15 protein-coding genes and 1 pseudogene are annotated in these 20,432 nt (G+C 73.4%); 12 read left to right on the forward strand and 4 right to left on the reverse strand.

Annotated elements, in window-relative coordinates; genetic code table 11:
* Positions 1-419: 419 nt before the first annotated feature.
* The 3 genes from ACF1BE_RS06910 (at position 420) to ACF1BE_RS06920 (ending at position 3,343) form a co-directional block, all read left to right on the forward strand.
* Positions 420-2,003, forward strand: a complete 1,584-nt coding sequence (locus tag ACF1BE_RS06910; protein ID WP_392197923.1) for a GMC family oxidoreductase — start codon at positions 420-422, stop codon at positions 2,001-2,003.
* A 542-nt stretch (positions 2,004-2,545) separates the two neighbouring features.
* Positions 2,546-2,965, forward strand: coding sequence for an aspartate 1-decarboxylase (gene panD, locus ACF1BE_RS06915; protein WP_392197924.1), 420 nt, complete (start codon positions 2,546-2,548; stop codon positions 2,963-2,965).
* A 33-nt stretch (positions 2,966-2,998) separates the two neighbouring features.
* Positions 2,999-3,343, forward strand: a complete 345-nt coding sequence (locus ACF1BE_RS06920; RefSeq protein ID WP_392197925.1) for a GNAT family N-acetyltransferase — start codon at positions 2,999-3,001, stop codon at positions 3,341-3,343.
* Between the two features lie 666 nt (positions 3,344-4,009).
* On the opposite strand, the gene gndA is transcribed toward ACF1BE_RS06920, so the two are convergent.
* Positions 4,010-5,446: an NADP-dependent phosphogluconate dehydrogenase gene (gene gndA / locus ACF1BE_RS06925; protein WP_392197926.1), complete on the reverse strand. Its 1,437-nt coding sequence runs from the start codon at positions 5,444-5,446 to the stop codon at positions 4,010-4,012.
* A 271-nt stretch (positions 5,447-5,717) separates the two neighbouring features.
* Between gndA and ACF1BE_RS06930 the strand changes: the two genes are divergently transcribed.
* A complete protein-coding gene (locus tag ACF1BE_RS06930) occupies positions 5,718-6,872 on the forward strand; it encodes a transglycosylase family protein (RefSeq protein WP_392197927.1) in 1,155 nt (384 codons plus the stop codon).
* Between the two features lie 84 nt (positions 6,873-6,956).
* On the opposite strand, the gene ACF1BE_RS06935 is transcribed toward ACF1BE_RS06930, so the two are convergent.
* Positions 6,957-8,132, reverse strand: a complete 1,176-nt coding sequence (locus ACF1BE_RS06935) for a DMT family transporter (protein WP_392197928.1) — start codon at positions 8,130-8,132, stop codon at positions 6,957-6,959.
* A 227-nt stretch (positions 8,133-8,359) separates the two neighbouring features.
* Between ACF1BE_RS06935 and ACF1BE_RS06940 the strand changes: the two genes are divergently transcribed.
* The 6 genes from ACF1BE_RS06940 to ACF1BE_RS06965 all read left to right on the forward strand — a co-directional run bounded on the left by ACF1BE_RS06940 (position 8,360) and on the right by ACF1BE_RS06965 (position 17,165).
* A complete protein-coding gene (locus ACF1BE_RS06940; protein WP_392197929.1) occupies positions 8,360-9,136 on the forward strand; it encodes a (2Fe-2S)-binding protein in 777 nt (258 codons plus the stop codon).
* A 41-nt stretch (positions 9,137-9,177) separates the two neighbouring features.
* Positions 9,178-10,329 (forward strand): glycogen synthase, encoded by a 1,152-nt coding sequence (glgA, locus tag ACF1BE_RS06945; protein ID WP_392197930.1) that lies wholly within the window; start codon positions 9,178-9,180, stop codon positions 10,327-10,329.
* A 51-nt stretch (positions 10,330-10,380) separates the two neighbouring features.
* On the forward strand, positions 10,381-11,601 hold the full coding sequence (gene glgC / locus ACF1BE_RS06950; protein WP_392197931.1) for a glucose-1-phosphate adenylyltransferase: 1,221 nt from the start codon (positions 10,381-10,383) through the stop codon (positions 11,599-11,601).
* A 125-nt stretch (positions 11,602-11,726) separates the two neighbouring features.
* Positions 11,727-14,048, forward strand: coding sequence for a GH92 family glycosyl hydrolase (locus ACF1BE_RS06955; protein ID WP_392197932.1), 2,322 nt, complete (start codon positions 11,727-11,729; stop codon positions 14,046-14,048).
* 144 nt (positions 14,049-14,192) lie between these two features.
* Positions 14,193-15,524 carry a wax ester/triacylglycerol synthase family O-acyltransferase gene (locus tag ACF1BE_RS06960; RefSeq protein ID WP_392197933.1) on the forward strand — a complete coding sequence of 444 codons (1,332 nt, stop codon included), beginning with the start codon at positions 14,193-14,195 and terminating at the stop codon, positions 15,522-15,524.
* 129 nt (positions 15,525-15,653) lie between these two features.
* Positions 15,654-17,165 (forward strand): SDR family NAD(P)-dependent oxidoreductase, encoded by a 1,512-nt coding sequence (locus ACF1BE_RS06965; protein ID WP_392197934.1) that lies wholly within the window; start codon positions 15,654-15,656, stop codon positions 17,163-17,165.
* Positions 17,166-17,229: 64 nt separating this feature from the next.
* On the opposite strand, the pseudogene ACF1BE_RS06970 reads toward ACF1BE_RS06965, so the two are convergent.
* A pseudogene (locus tag ACF1BE_RS06970) lies at positions 17,230-17,662 on the reverse strand (hypothetical protein).
* Positions 17,663-18,155: 493 nt separating this feature from the next.
* Between ACF1BE_RS06970 and ACF1BE_RS06975 the strand changes: the two are divergent.
* Both ACF1BE_RS06975 and ACF1BE_RS06980 read left to right on the forward strand, forming a co-directional pair.
* The gene (locus tag ACF1BE_RS06975) at positions 18,156-18,329 is read left to right on the forward strand and encodes a hypothetical protein (RefSeq protein ID WP_184826938.1); all 174 of its coding nucleotides are present in this window, start codon (positions 18,156-18,158) and stop codon (positions 18,327-18,329) included.
* Positions 18,330-18,386: 57 nt separating this feature from the next.
* Positions 18,387-18,872, forward strand: coding sequence for a GNAT family N-acetyltransferase (locus tag ACF1BE_RS06980; RefSeq protein WP_392197935.1), 486 nt, complete (start codon positions 18,387-18,389; stop codon positions 18,870-18,872).
* An 18-nt stretch (positions 18,873-18,890) separates the two neighbouring features.
* Here the strand turns inward: ACF1BE_RS06980 and ACF1BE_RS06985 are convergent, their stop codons facing one another.
* Positions 18,891-20,288: an amidase gene (locus ACF1BE_RS06985; protein WP_392197936.1), complete on the reverse strand. Its 1,398-nt coding sequence runs from the start codon at positions 20,286-20,288 to the stop codon at positions 18,891-18,893.
* Positions 20,289-20,432 lie beyond the last annotated feature (144 nt).

The following is a 20,432-nucleotide window of genomic DNA, read 5'->3' on the forward strand; positions in this document are numbered from 1 at the left end:
AGGCCGTCTCACAGAGACACGCTCTAGCTCGGTGCCGCGCCCCCGCCCCGGTGAGATCACCGGGTGCTGCCTGCAGCCGCGCGGTGAACCCGGATCGCATCCGAGGCCGAGATCGACTTCTTCATCAACGGCAACCGTCACGCGCCCACCGGCACGGACTGGTCAAGATCCCCCGCCCTCTCACCTCCGCTCCGCTCGCCCATGTTCCGCAACATGCCGCCCGCCCCCCCGGCGGCCAACCGCACCACCCAGACGTACGCGCAGACGGACGCGAGCCGGGCCAGACAGTTCCACTGCGAGCTGCAGCAGACCGCCGCACGGAAGCTCCTGGACCTGCTCGGAGGCCGCCGCCAGGGCCGACGTGAGGGCGTGAAAGCGCCTTTCCAGAGAGGCGCCCCTTCGGTTTCGTCTCTTCAGTGATGCCGTCGATCAATGGGGTGGGAATAAATATGTACGACTATGTCATCGTCGGCGCGGGATCCGCGGGCTGTGTGCTGGCGGCACGCCTCTCGGAGGACCCAGCGGCCCAGGTCGCGTTGATCGAGGCGGGCGGCCCGGACTCCGCGCAGGAGGTGCACATTCCGGCCGCGTTCCCCCAGCTCTTCAAGTCCGACCTCGACTGGGACCTCGACACCGAACCGGAACCCGGGATCGGCGGGCGGCGGGCCTACCTGCCCCGGGGCAGGATGTTCGGCGGCTGCAGCTCGATGAACGCGATGATCTACATCCGGGGCAGCCGCGCCGACTACGACGGCTGGGCAGCGGCCGGGGCCACGGGCTGGTCGTACGACGAGGTGCTGCCGTACTTCCGGCGTTCCGAGGACAACGAGCGCGGCGAAGACGCCTTCCACGGCGTGGGCGGACCGCTGACGGTCAGCGACGGCCGGTCCGAGCACCCGCTCGCCTCGGCCTTCGTGCAGGCCGCGGTGCAGGCCGGGCACAAGGCGAACGACGACTTCAACGGTCAGACGCAGTTCGGTGTCGGACGCTACCAGCTGACGCAGCGCGGCGGCATGCGCTGCAGCGCTGCGGTCGCCTATCTGCACCCCGTGCTCGAACGCCCGAACCTCAGCGTGCTCTCCTCGGCCCGCGCCCACCGTGTGGTGATCGAGGGCGGCCGCGCGAGAGGCGTGGAGGTGGAGCGGGCCGGCACCGTCGAGGTCGTCCGCGCCGAGCGCGAGGTCATCTTGTCCGCGGGTACCTACGAGTCCCCGAAGCTGTTGATGCTGTCCGGGATCGGACCCGCCGCCACCCTGTCCGCGTTCGGCATCGGCGTCGTGCGCGATCTGCCGGTCGGCGAGGGCCTGCAGGACCACTACATGACGCTGCTGAACTTCCGCACCGACGTCGAGTCGCTGATCAGCGCGGCGAGCCCGGAGAACGCCGCGCTGTTGCAGGACGACGGGCGCGGCCCGCTGACCTCCAACATCGGCGAGACCGGCGGCTTCTTCCGCAGCCGCGACGGCCTGGACGCCCCGGATCTGCAGTTCCACGCGGCCCCCGTGCTCTTCCACCAGGAGGGGCTCGGCCCGGTCACCGAGCACGGCTTCGCCTTCGGCCCGTGCGTGCTCGCCCCGACCAGCCGCGGCGCCGTGTCCCTGCGCTCCCCGCGCCCGGACGTCGCGCCCCGGATCGTGCACAACTACCTCACGACCGCTGCGGACCTGGACGTCATCGTCGCCGGTCTACGGATCGCCCTGGAGATCGCCGCGCAGCGGGCGGTGACCGATCTGGTCACGGGAGCGTACGGCGACGCGCCGGCCTCGCACTCGGACGCGGACCTGCTCGCCTGGGCGCGGCGTTCCGGGCAGACGCTGTACCACCCGACGTCGACCTGTGCCATCGGCGCGGTGGTCGACCCCGAGCTGCGGGTGCTCGACGTGGCGGGCCTGCGGGTCGTCGACGCCTCCGTCTTCCCGACGGTGACGCGCGGGAACACCAACGCGCCCACGATCATGGCTGCGGAGAAGGCGGCCGACCTCATCAAGGGAACCGGGCGATGACGAGCCCCCTGCGGGCCACCGACCATGCCCGGGCGGCCTCGCCGCGCGCTGGTGGAGCAGGGGCACCAGCCACTGCCGAGCACGGCGCGGGCGTGGGTGCGCGCGGCCGTCGCGTACAGGTAGCGCCGCGGCCCGAACCGAGGGATTGCTCTCTGTGCTCCAGGACTGCGGAAACGGTGGAACCGCGGACGCCCGGAGAACGTGGGATGAGTCGCCGGGCCACGGCCTCGGGGGCCACCGGCTCACGCCTCACAAGGAGTCCGCATGGCTCGCATGACGAATGGCGGACGATGAGATGCCGGGAAGGAAGACTGAGGCGATTGCGATGGCCATGCCCGTCCGGCGCCACCGCGGTGGCGGCCTGCAGAAAAGGCCCGTCTGGGCACCCACCCCTGTCAATCATCAGAAAAGTCGGCAACGGGTCGGTGTGAGTCCTCGAACACCTGGCGACAGCTGACCGAACGTGCGAAACGATGTAACCTCCGAAGACCGCCCTTGACCTGCAATAGCAGGCAGGGAGCAGACGAATCGGGAGTTTCTTCGTGCTTCGTACAGTATTCAAGTCCAAGATCCACCGCGCCACAGTCACCCAGGCCGACCTGCACTACGTGGGATCGGTGACCATCGACGCCGATCTCCTCGACGCCGCCGACCTGCTGCCCGGTGAGCTGGTGCACATCGTCGACATCACCAACGGCGCCCGGCTGGAGACGTACGTCATCGAGGGTGAACGCGGTTCCGGGGTCATCGGGATCAACGGGGCGGCGGCCCACCTCGTCCAGCCCGGCGACCTGGTGATCATCATCAGCTACGCTCAGGTCACCGACGCCGAAGCACGCGAGCTGCGGCCCCGGGTCGTGCACGTCGACGCCCGCAACCGGATCGTGTCCCTCGGCGCCGACCCGTCGGAGCCGGTGCCGGGATCCGACCAGCAGCGCAGCCCCCAGGCCGTCCCGGCCTGACCGGCGGCGAGGACCAGGACCAGGAGCGTGCTCATGAGCGACACCGAGATCCGCGACGACCGGGCGGCCGGCCGTCTGGAGGCCCTCGACGGCGGCGAAGTCGTCGGCCGCATCGAGTACTTCGTCCTGGAGTCGCCCGCGCGCGCCCTGGTCCCGGTCCACACCGTCGTCGAGCCCGCCCACGAGGGCAAGGGCATCGCCGGATCGCTCGCCCGTGAGCTGTACGCCCTCGCCGAGCGCGAGGGCGTCCCGGTGGCCCCGCTGTGCCCGTACGTCGTCAAGTGGGCCGAACGCCACCCCGATGTCGCCCCGCCGGCCGACCCGGAACTCCTGGCGGCCGCGAAGGACTGGCTGCGCGCGCACCCGGGACGGTTCTGAGCCGACGGAAGGGTCGCCTTCTCCCGGCCACCCGCCTGGACCCGTCCGGTGCTGCCGTCGGGTGAGTGCCGGGGCGGTCGTCGGGTAGGCGGGGGACAAGTCCAGAGGCGACGCTTCGTGACTGCCGGAGGACAGCACCCATGACGAACCCGTATCCCGACCCGGTTCCGCCCGGCCCGACACCCGGTCCGGGCCCGACCCCGCCGGATCCGTATCCCAGCCCGGTCCCGCCGCCGGAACCCGGCCCACAGCCCGCCCCACCGGGCCCTGGTCCCCAGCCGGCACCGCCGGCCCCGGGCCCCGACCCGACCCCGCCGCCGGTTCCGCCCCACCCGGGGCCGCCCGGACCGCCTGAGCCCTCCCCGTCCCCGATCCCGCCGGGTCCGGAACCGGTGCCGAACCCCGAACCCGGCCCACCCCTCACCTGACGACACCGGCATGCGTGGGCGCCCCGCAGGGGCGCGGGCAACCGAGCGGCCCGCCGCGAGGCGGGCCGCCGGGCTCCGCGCCGGAGAGCTGTCCGCCGTCGGCCTGCCGTGGAACAAGCCGCCGGCCCGCCGTGGGGCGTACCCCGAGACCGCGCCCCTCGCTGACGCGCCCCCGTGTCGCCCAGGGTCTTTCGTTCGGATCAGGCCCGCGAGCCCGGCATGATCCGAACGAGAGGGCCTAGGCCGACACCTCGGACCGGTCGCCGCCCCACAACGTGTGGAACGCGCCCTCCCGGTCCACCCGGCGGTACGTGTGTGCGCCGAAGAAGTCGCGCTGGCCCTGGGTCAGGGCGGCCGGCAGGCGCTCGGCGCGCAGGGCGTCGTAGTAGGCCAGCGCCGCCGCGAACCCCGGCGTCGGCACGCCCTGCCGTGTCGCCGCGACGAGCACCTCGCGCCAGTCGTCCTGCGCGGCGGCGATCTCCCGGGCGAACGTCTCGTCCGACAGCAGGCTCGGCAGGTCGGGCCGGGCGTCGTACGCGGCGCGGATGCGGTCCAGGAAGGCCGCACGGATGATGCAGCCGCCGCGCCAGATGGAGGCGACCTCGCCCAGGTCGATGTCCCAGCCGTACTCCTCGCTGCCCGCGGCGATCTCGTGGAAGCCCTGCGTGTACGACACGATCTTGGACGCGTACAGCGCCTGCTCGACCCGGTCGGCGAAGGCCGCGGCCTCCGACTCGTCGAGGGGCGACGGCTTCGGCCCGGCCAGACCCCGCGAGGCCTCCCGGAGCGCCGCGTGGCCCGACAGCGAGCGGGCGAACACCGCCTCCGCGATACCCGACACCGGCACGCCCAGGTCCAGGGCGATCTGCACGGTCCAGCGGCCGGTGCCCTTCTGCTCGGCCTGGTCGACGACGACGTCCACGAACGGCTTGCCGCCGGCGTCCACGTGGGACAGCACCTCGGCGGTGATCTCGATCAGGTAGGAGTCGAGCCGGCCGGTGTTCCAGGTGCGGAAGATGTCGGCGATCTGCGCGGGGGAGTACCCGGCGACGTCGCGCAGCAGCTGGTACGCCTCGCCGATCAGCTGCATGTCCGCGTACTCGATGCCGTTGTGCACCATCTTCACGAAGTGCCCGGCACCGTCCGGACCCACGTGGGTGACGCACGGCGCCCCGTCGGCGGCCTTCGCGGAGATCTTCTCCAGCATCGGGCCCAGCGAGCCGTACGACTCCACCGACCCGCCCGGCATGATGCTCGGCCCGTGCAGCGCGCCCTCCTCGCCGCCGGAGATGCCCGTGCCGACGAAGTGGATGCCGTGCTCGCGCAGTTCCCGCTCCCGGCGGCGGGTGTCCGCGAAGTGCGCGTTGCCACCGTCGATGATCATGTCGCCGGGCTCCAGCAGCGGAGCGAACTCCTCGATGACGGCGTCCGTCGGCTCGCCCGCCTTGACCATGACGACCAGGCGGCGCGGGCGCTCCAGGGCCGCCACGAAGTCCTTCGCGGTCTCGGCCGCGACGAAGTCGCCCTCGTGCCCGAACTCCTCCAACAGCGCCCGGGTGCGCGACACCGTACGGTTGTGCACGGCGACCGTGTAGCCGTTGCGCGCGAAGTTCCGGGCGAGGTTGCGGCCCATGACCGCCAGGCCCGTGACACCGATCTGCGCTGAAGTGCTCATACCGCCTGCTCCCTGGTTGCCTTGTGACTACGGCTCCGTCAGTACGGGCCCTCGCTCATCCTGACGTGCCGCCACGGCGAGCGCACTTGCGACCCGCCACGCATGTGTACGCGGCGACGGCGCCTTCCGCCTCACTCACCGGCCCGTCTGTCCGGGCAGGGGGCGTTACCGGCCACTCTCCGGAACCCGGCGGCCGAAATACCGTCTTGTCATGGCCAGTTCGCCGCGCTTACTTTTGCCCCTCCTGACGCATGCCGAGGGGAATTCGGACATGGCCGTACGCGGCCGGCACCGCCGGTACCAGCCGAACAGGATCAACCGCGCATCACTCACCGTCACGGCGGGCGGTGCCGGCCTCGCGCTCCCGCTGGTCGCCGCCGGCACCGCGAGCGCCGCCGACGTGGCCACCTGGAACAAGGTCGCCGCGTGCGAGTCCAGCGGCAACTGGAGCATCAACACCGGCAACGGCTTCTACGGCGGCCTGCAGTTCACCCGCTCCACCTGGGAGGCGTACGGCGGCGCCCGGTACGCGCCGCGCGCCGACCTCGCCACCCGGGATCAGCAGATCGCCGTCGCCGAGAAGGTCCTGGACGGACAGGGTCCGGGCGCCTGGCCGGTGTGTTCCGGTACCGCCGGGCTCACCCGCGGCGGCGGCAGTCCCGACGTGCACACGGAGCCCGCGTCCGCCCACCCCGCCCACACCCGCCCCGCCACGTCCGGCTCCGTGCGGGACGTACGGCCGCAGACCACTCCGCAGTCCCGCGCGGGCCGCGCCGAGATGTACACGGTGGTGCACGGCGACACGCTCTCCGGCATCGCCGGCGACCACCAGGTGCGGGGCGGCTGGCGCACGCTGTACGCGGGCAACCGCACGACGATCGGCACCGATCCCGACCTGATCGTGCCGGGCCAGCGGCTCAGCCTCAGCGGTACCCACACCATGACCGCGCCGCCCGAGGCCCCGGGGAAGAAGGCGCCTCCGCGGCACCGCACCACGCACCCCGGCACGCCCCCGGCCCGGCACGCGCTCGTCGCCCCGGTGACCGCGTCCGTCGGCACGGGCTACCACGTGGCCGGCTCCCACTGGTCGAAGGGCTACCACACCGGCGTCGACTTCCTGGTGCCGACCGGCACCTCCGTGAAGGCGGCGGCGGCCGGGCACGTGGTGTCCGCGGGCTGGGGCGGGTCGTACGGCTACCAGGTGGTGCTCCGGCACGCCGACGGCCGCTACACGCAGTACGCCCATCTGTCGGCGATCTCCGTGCGGGCCGGCCAGAGCGTCACCGCGGGCCAGCGCCTCGGCCGCTCCGGCGCCACCGGCAACGTCACGGGCCCGCACCTGCACTTCGAGGTGCGGACGGGGCCGGGCTTCGGCTCGGACATCGACCCGCTCGCCTACCTCCGGGCCGGAGGAGTGAGGATCTGACACACCGGGCGCGTGGCACCGCTCCGTCGATCCGCCGCACCGTCCGCGCGGCAACGGTGGTCCGACCTACCCACCGCGCGCACGTCAGGAACCGACGCGCGTGCGGTGCCGGTCCAGCACCGGCAGTGGCAGCGGCACATGTGCGCCCGCGGGCAGCGGGGCGTACGACGCGGGCAGCGCACCGCCGGTGTCCGCCCCGCTGTCGCCCGGGCCCGCCCCGAGCAGCTCACGCGGAGGCGGTCCGGCCGGTCCGGCGCCGGGTTCCGCCGTGCGCTGCCGCGGTACGACGAAAAGCCCTTCCGCCGTGTCCCGAACCGACGCGCCCGCAGTGTACGACGCCGCGGCAAACGCCCCCGCACCCGGAGCCGCCCCACCGGACGGCGCCACGGCCGGAGCCACCTCGGCAAGTGCCGCCCCGCCCCGCACCGGTGTGCCTCCCATCCGTTCCGTCGTCAGCATGACCAGGCCGCCCGCCGCCACCACCGCGCAGGCCAGCGCGAGCACCGTGCCCGTGCTGCCGTGGCGGAACGCCTCGCCGAACATGAGGACGCCCACCGCGGCGGCCAGCACCGGGTTGACGACCGTCAGCGTGGCCAGTGGGGCGGTGAGTCCACCGCCGCGGTAGGAGGCCTGGGACAGCAGGACGCCGGCGACCGCGAACAGGCAGATCGCCGTGAGCGAGGCCAGGTCGGCCAGGCCGACGCCCAGGGTCCAGTCCACGGCGACGGTCTTGGTGAACACCGACGACATGCCGAACGCGATGCCGGACGCCGTGGCGAGCAGGACGCTGCGTACCGCCGGATGCCGGTGCGCGGCCAGGCCCGCGCACATCAGCGCCACCACCGCCCCGCCGGTGACCAGGGCGGCCACCACCCGCTGGGCCGGGGTGAGGGAGTGCGCGCCGGAGGTGCCGACCAGGGACAGCAGTCCGGCGAGGCCCACCGTGGCCATGAGGGCGCCACGCCAGGCCGTCGCGCCGGCCCGGCGGCCGACGCACAGCGCCGCCAGGGGCAGCGCGAAGACGATGGTCAGCGCGCCCAGTGGCTGGACGAGGCTGAGCGGACCGCAGGCCAGCGCCACGACGTGGAGCACGCCGCCGAGACCGTTGAGCGCCAGCGCGCCCCACCAGCCCGGACGGCGCAGCGGCAGATACGCCTCGTGCTGGGCGGACACCGCGACCTGCTCCTGCACGATGGCCCCGCCCGCGTAGGCGACGGCGGAGACGAGGGACAGGAGCACGGACAGCGCCAGGGCGCTCATCGGCGTCTTTCCTGCGTACGGCGGGGGTTGCGCACCCGGCGTGACGGACGGTCGGCTTCCATGACGAACACTCTGCCGGGCGGCGCGGGCCCCGTCGTCGTACCTGAGGCCTCAATACGTCCTACTGCCGATGGAGTAGGCACCCGGCCGGTCGTCCTCTGGCAGGGTGAGGCAGGATCCGGCCCCGCGCGGCCGGCCCGGGAACGCGCCTGGTAGTAGTGCCTGTCGTGGACCTCGACCCCGACCTCGCCGCGCTCCGCTCCCTCGGCGGCTTCTTCGTCCTGCGCACCCTCCCGTCCCCGCCTCCGCCCCCGGCCGCGGCCGGGGGCGGCCCGCACCGGCTGCCGACCCTCGCCGAGGCCTACGAGGGGGTGGCGTGTGACGGCCGCCGTGACGCGCTGACCCTGCGTGTCGCCACCGTCGGGGCCCGGCTGCGGACCGCCGAGCCGCGGGTCGCCGCCTCCCTCGCCCAGCAGGGGCTGGCCGCCCGGCTGTGGTCGGCCGCGCTGGGCTGCGCCGTGCTGTACGGCCGGCTGCCCGGCCTGGACCCGCGGCTGCTGCGCTGGGACGCCCTCGCCGCCGCCCCCGACGACCTGTGGCTCACCGGGACGCGCGCGCTGCCCGGCGCCGCCGCCAACGCCGCCGCCGTCGCCGCCGCCGTCCTCGACGCCCACCTGGAGCCCCTGGGCGCCGTCCTGCGCGCCCGTTACGGCGTCGCCACGGGTCTGCTGTGGGGCAACGCCGGCTCCGCGCTCGCCGCGACGGCCCGCGAACTGGGGCGCTGGGCCCGCGTCCAGGACCGTACCGACGTCGCGGAACGGGCCCGCGCGCTGACGGACGAACTGTTCACCCACCCCCTGCTGCGCGCCACCGGTGCCCGCACCGGGACGGGCTTCCGCCGCCGCAGCTGCTGCCTGTACTACCGCGTCCCCGGCGGCGGACTGTGCGGTGACTGCTGCCTCACCCGCCTCCCGCGCCCTTCCCCGCGCGCCGCATCTGGGTGACCATGGGGGAGAACGTGCCACCGAGACCAGGGGGTTGTCGGGTGCGAGTGGGACTGCTGAGCCGGGAGTACCCCCCGGACGTGTACGGCGGCGCCGGTGTCCATGTGGAGTTCCTCGCCCGCGAGCTGGCCTCGCTGGTGGACCTGGAGGTGCACTGCTGGGGCGAGGGGCGCGGCGCCGGTGTCGTACGCCACCGTCCCTGGTCCGCCCTCGACGGCGCCAACGACGCGCTGCGCACCTTCTCCGTGGACCTCGCCATCGCCGCCGCCCTCGAAGGCCGCGAACTCGTCCACTCGCACACCTGGTACGCCAATCTGGCCGGCCATGTCGCCAAGCTGCTGTACGGCGTCCCGCACGTCGTCACCGCCCACTCGCTGGAGCCGTTGCGCCCCTGGAAGGCGGAGCAACTCGGCGGAGGATACGCCCTGTCGGGCTGGGCCGAGCGCACCGCGATCGAGGCCGCCGACGCGGTGATCGCCGTCTCGGGCGCCATGCGGCAGGACATCCTGGCCTGTTATCCGGCGCTGGACCCGGCCCGGGTCCATGTGGTGCACAACGGCATCGACACCCGGCTCTACCGCCCCGACCACGGCACCGACGCCCTCACCCGGCACGGCATCGACCCCGCGCGTCCCTACGTCCTGTTCGTCGGCCGGATCACCCGGCAGAAGGGCGTGCCCCATCTGCTGCGCGCCGTGCGGGACATCGACCCCGGCGTCCAGGTGGTGCTGTGCGCCGGCGCGCCCGACACCCCGGAGATCGACCGGGAGTTCCGCGAGCTGTTCGAGGAGGTGCGCCGGGTCCGGTCGGGCGTCTTCTGGATCCCGCAGATGCTGCCGCGCCCGGAGGTGATCCAACTCCTCACCCGGGCGGCCGTGTTCGCCTGCCCCTCGGTGTACGAGCCGCTCGGCATCGTCAACCTGGAGGCGATGGCCTGCGGCACGCCGGTCGTCGCGTCCCGGGTGGGCGGCATCCCCGAGGTCGTGGACGACGGCCGCACCGGCCTCCTGGTCGACGTGGACGACGCTTTCGAGTCCGGACTCGCCAGGGCGCTGGACACCGTGCTGGGTGATCCGGCGGCGGCCCGGCGGATGGGGGAGGCCGGACGGGCCCGCGCCGTGGGCGAGTTCGGCTGGGACGCGGTGGCCCGCCGCACGGCCGGACTGTACGAGGAGATCCTCAAGGAGGCTTAGTCCGGCCCGCTCGGGGCAACCATGGTTCAACCAGGGGTGAGGGGAGCGGGCATGCGTCGTGGAGGGCCTTCCGTGCTCGGGATCGTGCTGGCGGGCGGCGAGGGCAAGCGCCTGATGCCGCTCACCGCGGACCGCGCCAAACCGGCGGTCACCTTCGGCGGCACGTACCGCCTGGTCGACTTCGTCCTGTCCAATCTGGTCAACGCCGACGTGCTGCGCATCTGTGTGCTGACCCAGTACAAGTCGCACTCGCTGGACCGGCACATCACCACCACCTGGCGGATGTCCAGCCTGCTCGGCAACTACGTCACCCCGGTCCCGGCCCAGCAGCGGCTCGGCCCGCGCTGGTACCTGGGCAGCGCCGACGCGCTCCTGCAGTCGCTGAACCTGGTGCACGACGAACAGCCCGAGTACGTGGCCGTGTTCGGCGCCGACCACGTCTACCGCATGGACCCGCGGCAGATGCTCGCGCAGCACATCGAGGGCGGCGCGGGGGTGACGGTGGCCGGCATCCGGGTGCCGCGCGCCCAGTCCCCGTCGTTCGGGGTGATCACGACGGGCTCGGACGGCCTCACGGTGGAACGCTTCCTGGAGAAGCCCGCCGATCCGCCGGGACTGCCGGACGACCCGGAGTGCGTGTTCGCCTCGATGGGCAACTACATCTTCACCACCAAGGCGCTGATCGAGGCGCTGCACCGGGACGCCGAGGACACGCAGTCCGTGCACGACATGGGCGGTTCGATCCTTCCCCAGCTCACGGCGCGCGGCGAGGCCCAGCTGTACGACTTCGGTGACAACCACGTGCCCGGCGAGACCACCCGCGACCAGGGCTACTGGCGGGACGTGGGCACCCTGGACGCCTATTACGAGGCGCACATGGACCTGATCGCCGAGCGCCCCGCCTTCAACCTGTACAACCGCCAGTGGCCCATCTACACCCACTCGTACCAGCTCTCCCCGGCCCGGTTCAACGCGGGCGGCATCACGAGCGAGTCCATCATCAGCGCGGGCTGCCTGATCCGTGGCCAGGTCAGCCGTTCGGTGCTCTCACCCGGTGTACGGGTCGACCCGGGCGCGGTCGTCCAGGGCTCGGTGCTGCACGACAACGTGCGTGTCGGCCGGGGCGCGGTGGTCCGTGGCGCGGTCCTCGACAAGAACGTGGAGGTCCCGCCGGGCGCGACGATCGGCGTCAACCCGGAGCGGGACGCCGAGTTGTACACGGTCTCCAAGGGGGGCGTCATCGCGCTGGGCAAGGGGCAGCGGGTCCCCTGACGGACGCCCCGTCAGGCCGCGCGTCCGCGACGCGTTCCGCGCCGTCCTGACGGCAATGCCCGGGTTCACGCCGTTCGCCCTTCACGATGCAGGCAACGACGTCGAACCTTCGGAGGTCATCCGACATGAGAGGGACCCGGCGCACGCGGCTTTGTCTGGCCGGGGTGATGGCGGCGTCCGCGCTGGTCGCCACCCCCGCCGCACGGGCCGCCGAGCCGACCGACCGCCACCTCACCGGCCTGGTGAACCCCTTCATCGGGACCCAGAACGAGGGCAACACCTTCCCCGGCGCGGCCGTGCCCTTCGGCATGGTGCAGCTCTCGCCGGACACCGGGCACAGCACCGGCTACGACTACGCGCACCACCACGTCCGCGGCTTCTCCCTGGTCCACCTCTCCGGCGTCGGCTGCCGCATCGGCGGCGACCTGCCCGTGCTGCCCACCACAGGCGACGTCACCGAGACGGACTACGGCCGGTACGCGGCGGCCTTCTCCCACGACGACGAGGAGGCGACCCCCGGCTACTACCGGGTGGGGCTCGCCTCCGGCATCCGCGCCGAACTGACCGCGACCGCCCGCACCGGGGTGCAGCGCTACACCTTCCCGGCCACCCGCAAGGCCAACGTCCTGCTGAACGCCGCCCAGTCGCTGCACAGGGCCGTCGGCAGCGCGGTGGAGATCCTCGACGACCACACCGTGCGCACGGAGATCACCGGCCACGGCTTCTGCCGGGACACCGGCCCGTACACCGTCTACACGGTCACCCGGTTCAGCCGGCCCTTCACCGCCTACGGCACCTGGGACGGCCAGGCCGTCACCCCGGGCGCCCGCACCGGACACGGCGGCGCCTACGTCCGCTTCGACACCACCGGGGACCGTACCGTCGAGGCGACCACCGCGCTGTCGTACGTCGACGCGCGCGGAGCCGCCGGGAATCTGCGGGCGGAGGGCGGCCGGTCCTTCGACGCCGTACGCGAGCGAGCCCGCGAGGAGTGGGAGGAGCGGCTCGCGGCCGTCCGCGTGCGGGGCGGCACACCCACGCTCCGCCGGACCTTCTACTCCTCGCTGTACCGGGCGTACCTCGCGCCGAACGTCGGCGGCGACGCCGACGGCCGCTACTTCGGCTGGGACCGCCGCACCCACCGCGCCCGGGGCTTCACGTACTACCAGAACTGGTCGCTGTGGGACACCTACCGCACCCAGGCCCAGCTCCTCGCCCTGCTCGCCCCGCGCGAGGCCCGCGACATGGCCCGGTCGGTGGTCGCGGTCGACGAGGACGGCGGCTGGCTGCCCAAGTGGGGGTACGGCCCGGTCGAGACGAACATCATGACCGGTGACCCGGTCACCCCGTTCCTGACCACCGCCTACCACATGGGGCTGCTGAAGGGCTTCGAGGAGCGGGCCTACCGTGCCCTGCGGAAGAACGCCGACGGAGTGCCGCCCGCCGCGTACCCGGGCGTCGGCCGGGAGGCCAACGCCGAGTACCTCGCCCACGGGTTCGCGCCCTACGTCAAGGGCCGCCCGTACGCCAAGATGGGCGACTCCGACTACCACCACGGTGCCTCCGTCACCCTGGAGTACGCCCTCGCCGACGCCATGCTCGCCCAGATGGCCCGCGGTCTCGGCCACGACGACGACGCCGCCCGCTACGCGGCCCGCTCGCGGAACTACCGCGCCGTCTTCGACCCGGCCACCGGCTTCTTCCGCGCCCGCGACGCCGCCGGCGCCTTCACCGGCCCGCCCGACCCCGCCCGCGGCACCGGCTTCCACGAGGGCACCGCCTGGCAGTACCAGTGGCTCGTCCCGCAGGACCTGCCCGGCATGACCGGCCTGATCGGCGGCACCCGCGCGGCCAACGACCGCCTGGACGCCTTCTTCGCCTACGACCGGCTGCTCGCCGACCCGGAGCGGACCGCCCGCGAGGTCTGGGTGCACGGCGACCCGTACGCCTACTACAACGCGGCCACCTACAACCCGCAGAACGAACCGGACCTGATCGCTCCGTACACCTACCTCTCCACCGGGCAGCCCTGGAAGACCACGGACGTGGTGCACGCGGCGCTGACCCTGTTCACCGACAGCCCCACCGGCATCACCGGCAACGACGACCTCGGCACGATGTCCGCCTGGAACGTCCTGTCGTCCATCGGGCTCTTCCCGGTCCAGCCCGGCTACGACACCTGGGGCCTGACCACCCCGGTGTTCGACCGGGTCGACCTGACCCTGGACCGCCGCTACTGGCCGGGCGGCCGGCTGACCGTGCGCGCGCCCGGCACCTCGGCCACCGACCGCTACGTCCAGGCCGTCCGCACCGACGGCACACCCCACCGCCGGACCTATCTGACGACCGGAGCGCTGCGCTCGCTGCGCGCCCTCGCGTTCACGGTCGGCCCGCACCCGTCGGAGTGGGGTACGTCACCCGGTGCGGCGCCGCCCGTCCTGAGGTGACCCCGGTGTGTCCTGCGGCTCGTCCCTTCCGGGAGGGCGAGCCGGCACCCGACGGTCACGTTAAGTGATGTGATCGTGTTTGACCGTAATCGTCCGCCGGGGTTTGACTTCTGGTCACCCGTCGCCGACGCGTGAGGAAAGCCCGTGACGCCCGACCTGCTCGCCCCCCTCGATCTGGCTTTCTGGAACATGGAGTCCGACCGGCACCCCATGCACCTCGGCGCGCTCGGCCTCTTCGCCGCGCACTCGCCCACCGCCGGCGCCCACGCCGCCGACCTGCTCGCCGCCCGCGCCGCCGCCGTGCCGGGCCTGCGCCTGCGCATCCGCGACGTCTGGCAGCCGCTCGGCTTCGGCGGCGCCACCCGCGAGAGCGCCCCGGACTTCGACCCGCTCGACCACGTACGGCTGCACGCCCCGACCCCCGACTTCCACGCCGCCGCGGGCCGGCTGATGGAGCGCCCGCTGGAGCGCGGCCGGCCGCCCTGGGAAGCGCACGTGCTGCCCGGCGCGGACGGGGTGTCCTTCGCGGTGCTGTTCAAGTTCCACCACGCCCTCGCCGACGGACTGCGCGCGCTGAAGCTCGCCGCCGGCATCCTCGACCCCGTTGAGCCGCCCGAGCGCGCGCCCCGCGCCGTCGAGCCGCCGCACGACCTGCTGTCCGACGTGCGCAGGCTGCCCGCACTCGTCCCCGAGCTGGTCAAGGGCGCGCTGTCCGACGTGGGGCGGGCGCTGGACATCGGGGCCTCGCTGGCCCGCTCCACCTTCGGCATGCGGCCGACCTCCGCGCTGGCCTCCGCACCCAGCGGCACCCGCCGCACCGCCGGGGTCGTCCTCGACATCGACGACGTGCACCGGGTGCGCAAGAGCGCCGGCGGCACCGTGAACGACGTCCTCATCGCCGTCGTCGCCGGGGCCCTGCGCCGCTGGCTGGACGAGCGCGGCGACGACAGCAAGGGGGTGGCGCCCCGCGCGCTGATCCCCGTCTCCCGGCGCCGGCCGCGCGCCGCGCATCCGCAGGGCAACCGGCTCTCCGGGTACCTGATACCGCTTCCGGTCCACGACCCCGATCCGCTCGGCCGTCTCGACACCGTGCGCACCGCGATGGTCCGCAACAAGGACGCGGGCCCCAACCGGGGCGCCGGCGCGGTGGCGCTGCTCGCCGACCACGTTCCCGCGCTCGGGCACCGGCTCGGCGGGCCACTGCTCGGCCAGGCGGCCCGGCTGTGGTTCGACATCCTCGTCACCAGCGTGCCGCTGCCCGGGCTCGGGCTGCGGCTCGGCGGTCACGAGCTGACCGAGGTGTACCCGCTGGCTCCGCTGCCGCCCGGACAGGCGCTGGCGGTGGCGATCTCGACGTACCGGGGGCGCGTGCACTACGGGCTGGTCGCCGACGCCGAGGCCGTGCCGGATCTGACCCGGTTCGCCCACGCGGTGTCGGCCGAGCTGGAGACGTTGCTGAGGGTCTGCGGCCACTGAGGCCCGGGCCCGCGGCCGGCAGCCGGGGGCGGGCCATTTGGTGCTGGGGCCGTGCCTCCGTAACATTTCCCGTTCGAAAGCGGGCGCGAGTCGGAGCGCCGCGCGGGTGATCAGGGAAACGGCAGCGCGATGACGGTGACAGAGGACGGGTCCGCGTCCATGGAGGTCCCCCTGGACGTCCCCACGGACGCCTCCATGGACGAAGTGGTCTACGGCCCCGGTGTCGACCCCGAGCGGCTGGCCGTCTGCCTGAGCGTGCTCGAGGAGCTGGACCGGCTCGACGTCGACCACCCCGACGCCATCAGGGTGCGCCGGGCCACCTCGCACATCTACCGCACGGTCAAGCAGCGCCGCCGCCAGGAGCGCCGGGCCGCCAAGACCGCGCACGACCGTGCCGTCACCGAAGCCACCGCCACCGGCTCCGCCGAGCGCATCGACGACGAGACCGAGGGCGTCCTGCCCTCCTCCAAGGTCGACGAGGGCCGGATCGCGGGCATACTCCAGCGCCCGCGCTCCTGCTACATCTGCAAGCAGCGCTACGTCGAGGTCGACTACTTCTACCACCAGCTCTGCCAGCGGTGCGCCGACGAGAACCGCGCCAGGCGGGACGCCCGCGCCGACCTCACCGGCAAGCGCGCCCTGCTCACCGGCGGCCGGGCCAAGATCGGCATGTACATCGCGCTGCGCCTGCTGCGCGACGGCGCGCACACCACGATCACGACGCGCTTCCCGAAGGACGCCGTCCGCCGATTCAAGGCCCAGCCCGACAGCGACGAGTGGATCCACCGGCTGAAGATCGTCGGCATCGACCTGCGCGACCCCGCCCAGGTCGTCGCCCTCGCCGACTCCGTCACCGCCGAGGGCCCGCTCGACATCCTGATCAACAACGCGGCCCAGACGGTACGGCGTTCCCCGCAGGCGTACAGCGAGCTGCTCGCCGCCGAGTCCGCCCCGCTGCCCGCCGGTGAACTCCCGGCCGCCGAGGTGATCGGCACCTTCGGCTCCGGCGCGGTCGCCCAGCTGCCGGTCGCCGGCGGCGGCGCGCTGACCGCCGAGGACGTCACCGGTCTCGCGCTGGTCTCCGGCTCGGCGTCGCTGGATCGGATCGCGGCCGGTACGGCCATCGACGCCGGCGGCCTGGTGCCCGACCTGCACGACACGAACAGCTGGGTGCAGACCGTGGAGGAGGTGACCCCGGTCGAGCTGCTCGAGGTCCAGCTCTGCAACTCCACCGCCCCGTTCATCCTCATCAGCCGCCTGCGCCCGGCGATGGCGGCGTCGAAGTCGCCCCGGACCTACATCGTGAACGTCTCCGCCATGGAGGGTGTCTTCGACCGCGGTTACAAGGGCGCCGGCCACCCGCACACCAACATGGCCAAGGCCGCCCTGAACATGCTCACGCGCACCAGCGCCCAGGAGATGTTCGAGAAGGACGGCATCCTGATGACGGCCGTGGACACGGGCTGGATCACCGACGAGCGCCCGCACCCGGACAAGGTGCGCCTTGCCGAGGCCGGCTTCCACGCCCCCCTCGACCTGGTCGACGGCGCCGCCCGCGTCTACGACCCGATCGTGCGCGGAGAGGCGGGCGAGGACCTGTACGGCGTCTTCATGAAGGACTACGCGCCCGGTAAGTGGTGACCGGCGCGGGTGACGTGCCCGGCACCGGAACACGTCACCCGGACGGCGGTCACCGTGACGGCGGTCACCGCGACGGCCGTCGCCCGGACGGCGGCCGTCGGTCGACCGCGCCGGGCCGCGGGTGCCGGGCCGCCACGAGTTCCAGCACCGTGCGCCAGTCCTCCAGTACGCCGGCGTCGAAGCCCGCCGTCCGGGCCTCCTCGGCCGCCTGACGCAGCCGCGGCACGTCCTCGTCGGCGGGGGACGCGTCCCCGCGCACCAGCCGGCCGGTACACCCGTTCCCCGAGCAGGGAGCGCACCGCCCAGGCCGCCCCGCGGGCCCGCGCCGCCTCGTCGCCCGGGCCCAGCAACGGCCCGATGCCGTGCACCAGGGCCGCCACCTGAAGCTCCTTGTCGGCGGGACGGGCGCGCCGCAGCAGCGCCGCGGTCCGCAGCGCGTGCCGGTGCGGACCGGCGTACAGCAGATCCATCAGCTCCTCGACGCTGCGCAGCTCCATGCGTCAGTCCTCTCGCGAGCCGGCCCGTTGCCGCGCCAGCAGATCATGGGGAGCTTGCCACCCGGCCAACGGCGCCTGAACTGCGCCAGGTCCGGACGGGCGGTCGCCGGCCGCCTCGGCGACGCGTTCACCGATATAGGCCGAGTGAGTGATTGACCGCGTCGCACGAGTGATGCGCTTTGTTCCAAAAAGCCTCATATTGAGGGGCATTGGGAGCCGGACGAAGCGTATTGGTTACACCATGTTTCCACTCCCTATCGAGCGGATGGCTGCTCATTTGGTTAATCTGGGGTGGACGGACAGCATCAAGGGGTCCCACCCACACCCATCGTCCGTCCTGGGGCGAGCCGGCCGACAACGGCCTGCTCCGTCTTGGGATACCGGCGCCACCGCGTCCGAACTGGCCTTCCATCCAGACCCGAACGGGCGTCGAACGCCGGAGCGCAGACCGTCCGGTACGCCCCGAGGGTGACCGACACATAAGGAGTGCGCGGTGACACCGGAGAAGACGAATCGCGAACAGCGCCCCAAGGAACGCCCGGAGCGCGCGGGCCGGCGGCCCGGAGAACTCGGCAGCCTGGACGTGTGGGCCCGGTCCGCCCCGATCCGCCTCGCGGGTTACGAGGACGACCTCGCCGAGCCCCACATCCTGCCGAGCGTGGACTGACCCCCGGGCCGGACCCGTCGCGATCGCCGCACGCATGGGCGTGCCAGACTCACGCCCATGCCGATCAGAGAAGCCGTGGCCGCGGACTGGCCGCTCATCTGGCCTTTCTGGCACCGGATCGTCGCCGGCGCCGAAACCTACACCTGGGACCCGGACACCACCGAGGAAGCCGCCCGCGCCCTGTGGATGAACCCGGCCAAGCGGGTCTACGTCGCCGAGGACCCGGCCGGAACCGTGGTCGGCTCCGCCTACCTCACCCCCAACTACGGCGGTCCCGCCGCCCGCGTGGCCAACGCCGGGTTCATGGTCGACCCGGACCACGCCGGCCGGGGCACCGGCCGTGCCCTCGCCGAGCACGTCCTGGCCGAGGCCAGGATCCACGGCTACCGTGCGATGGTCTTCAACGCCGTGGTCGAGACGAACCCCGCCGTCGGGCTCTGGATCTCCCTCGGCTTCACCGTCCTCGGCACCGTCCCGGAGGCGTACGAACACCCCCGGTACGGCCGGGTCGGGCTGCACATCATGTACCGGGCGCTGGACTGAACCCGCCGCACCACCCCCTCACCGCCCCTCCTCGACGGCCGCGGCCCCCGGTGCCGCCCTCCGCTCCGGCCGGTCCGGCACGGGGGCCGTCCGCTGCCACGGGCTCAGTTCCTCCAGCTCCTGCGCCAGCTCCAGCAGGACGCCCTCCGTGCCCGGGCGGCCCACCAGCTGGACGGCGCACGGGGCACCGGACGGCAGGGTGCCGAACGGGACGGACATCGCGGGCCAGCCCGTCAGGTTCCACGGCGGAGTGAACGGTGAACAGGCGGTGTTGACGAGGACGTTGCGCAGCCAGCCGCGTTCGTGCCACGGCCCGGCCTGCGGGGAGCGGCGGGCCAGCGCCGGGGTGAGCAGGACGTCGTACGCGGTGAGGAAGGGGGTCATCCGGGCGCGCAGCCGCTCGCGGGCGTCGCCGGTGCGGACCGGGCCGACGAAGCGGCGGCCCACGGTCGCGTGCACCCGGGTCCGGCGGGCCAGCCGCCCCCGGTCCAGGCCCTCGGCGTCCACCGCCGTCCCGGCCGTCCAGTGCTGGAGTGCCGTCACCCCCAGGGACAGCGGGTACGGCGGTTCGGCCCGCCGCACCTGGTGCCCGGCCCGCGCCAGCACGCCGGCGGCCTCCCGCACCGCGGTCGTGTACGGCCGGCCGACCCTCACCCCGGCGAGCGGGCTGCGCACGGCGGCGGCGATCCTCCGGGGTGTCCGCTCCTCCCGGCGCTCGAAGACCGCGTCCGCGAGGACGGCCAGCATCAGCCGCAGATCCCCGACCGTCGTGGCCAGCGGGCCGTTCTCCGACATGCCGAACCAGTCACCGTTGCCGATCCCCGCAGGCACCACGCCGAGCCCCGGCTTCAGCGTGACCAGCCCGCAGTTCGCGGCCGGGATGCGCAGCGAGCCCATACCGTCGTTGCCGAGTGCCAGCGGCACCAGGCCCGCGGCGACCGCCGCCGCGCTGCCGCCGGAGGAGCCGCCCGCGGTCCGGGAGAGGTCCCACGGATTGCGGGCGGTGCCGAACGGGCCCTCCGTGGTGCCGAACACGCACAGCTCCGGCACGTTCGTCAGGCCCACCACCACCGCGCCGGCCGCCCGCAGCCGGGCCACCGTGACATGGTCCTCGGGGGCCGGGGTGTCCGGGGTGGCGACGGAGCCGTCGCGGTGGGACTCGCCGCGCACCGCCAGGTTGTCCTTGACCGCCAGGGGCACGCCCGCGAGTGGCAGTCGGTCCAGGTCGTCGCGGGAGGCCACGGCGTCGGCCTCGGCGAGCGCCGCCTGCGCCCGGACCTTCCGGAACGCGCCGACCCGGCCGTCGAGCCGGTCGATCCGGGCGAGGTGATCGGCCACCACCTCGCGGGGCGTGACCCGCTTCTCGCGGACGGCGGCGGCGATCTCGACAGCGGTCCGGCCGGCCCAGCTGCTCACGGGCGCTCCTCGTTACTGATCGGTACGGAAGTCGGGCAGGGAGAACTCTGCCCGCTCGGGGTGCCGTGCGTCGAGAGGGCGGGGCGACCGTCCGCCGCGCGGGACCGGCCGGCGGTCCCGTTCCGCTTCGGCGCGGCCCGGTCC

The organism is Streptomyces sp. NPDC014991, assembly GCF_043080665.1.
Classification (GTDB): Bacteria; Actinomycetota; Actinomycetes; order Streptomycetales; family Streptomycetaceae; genus Streptomyces.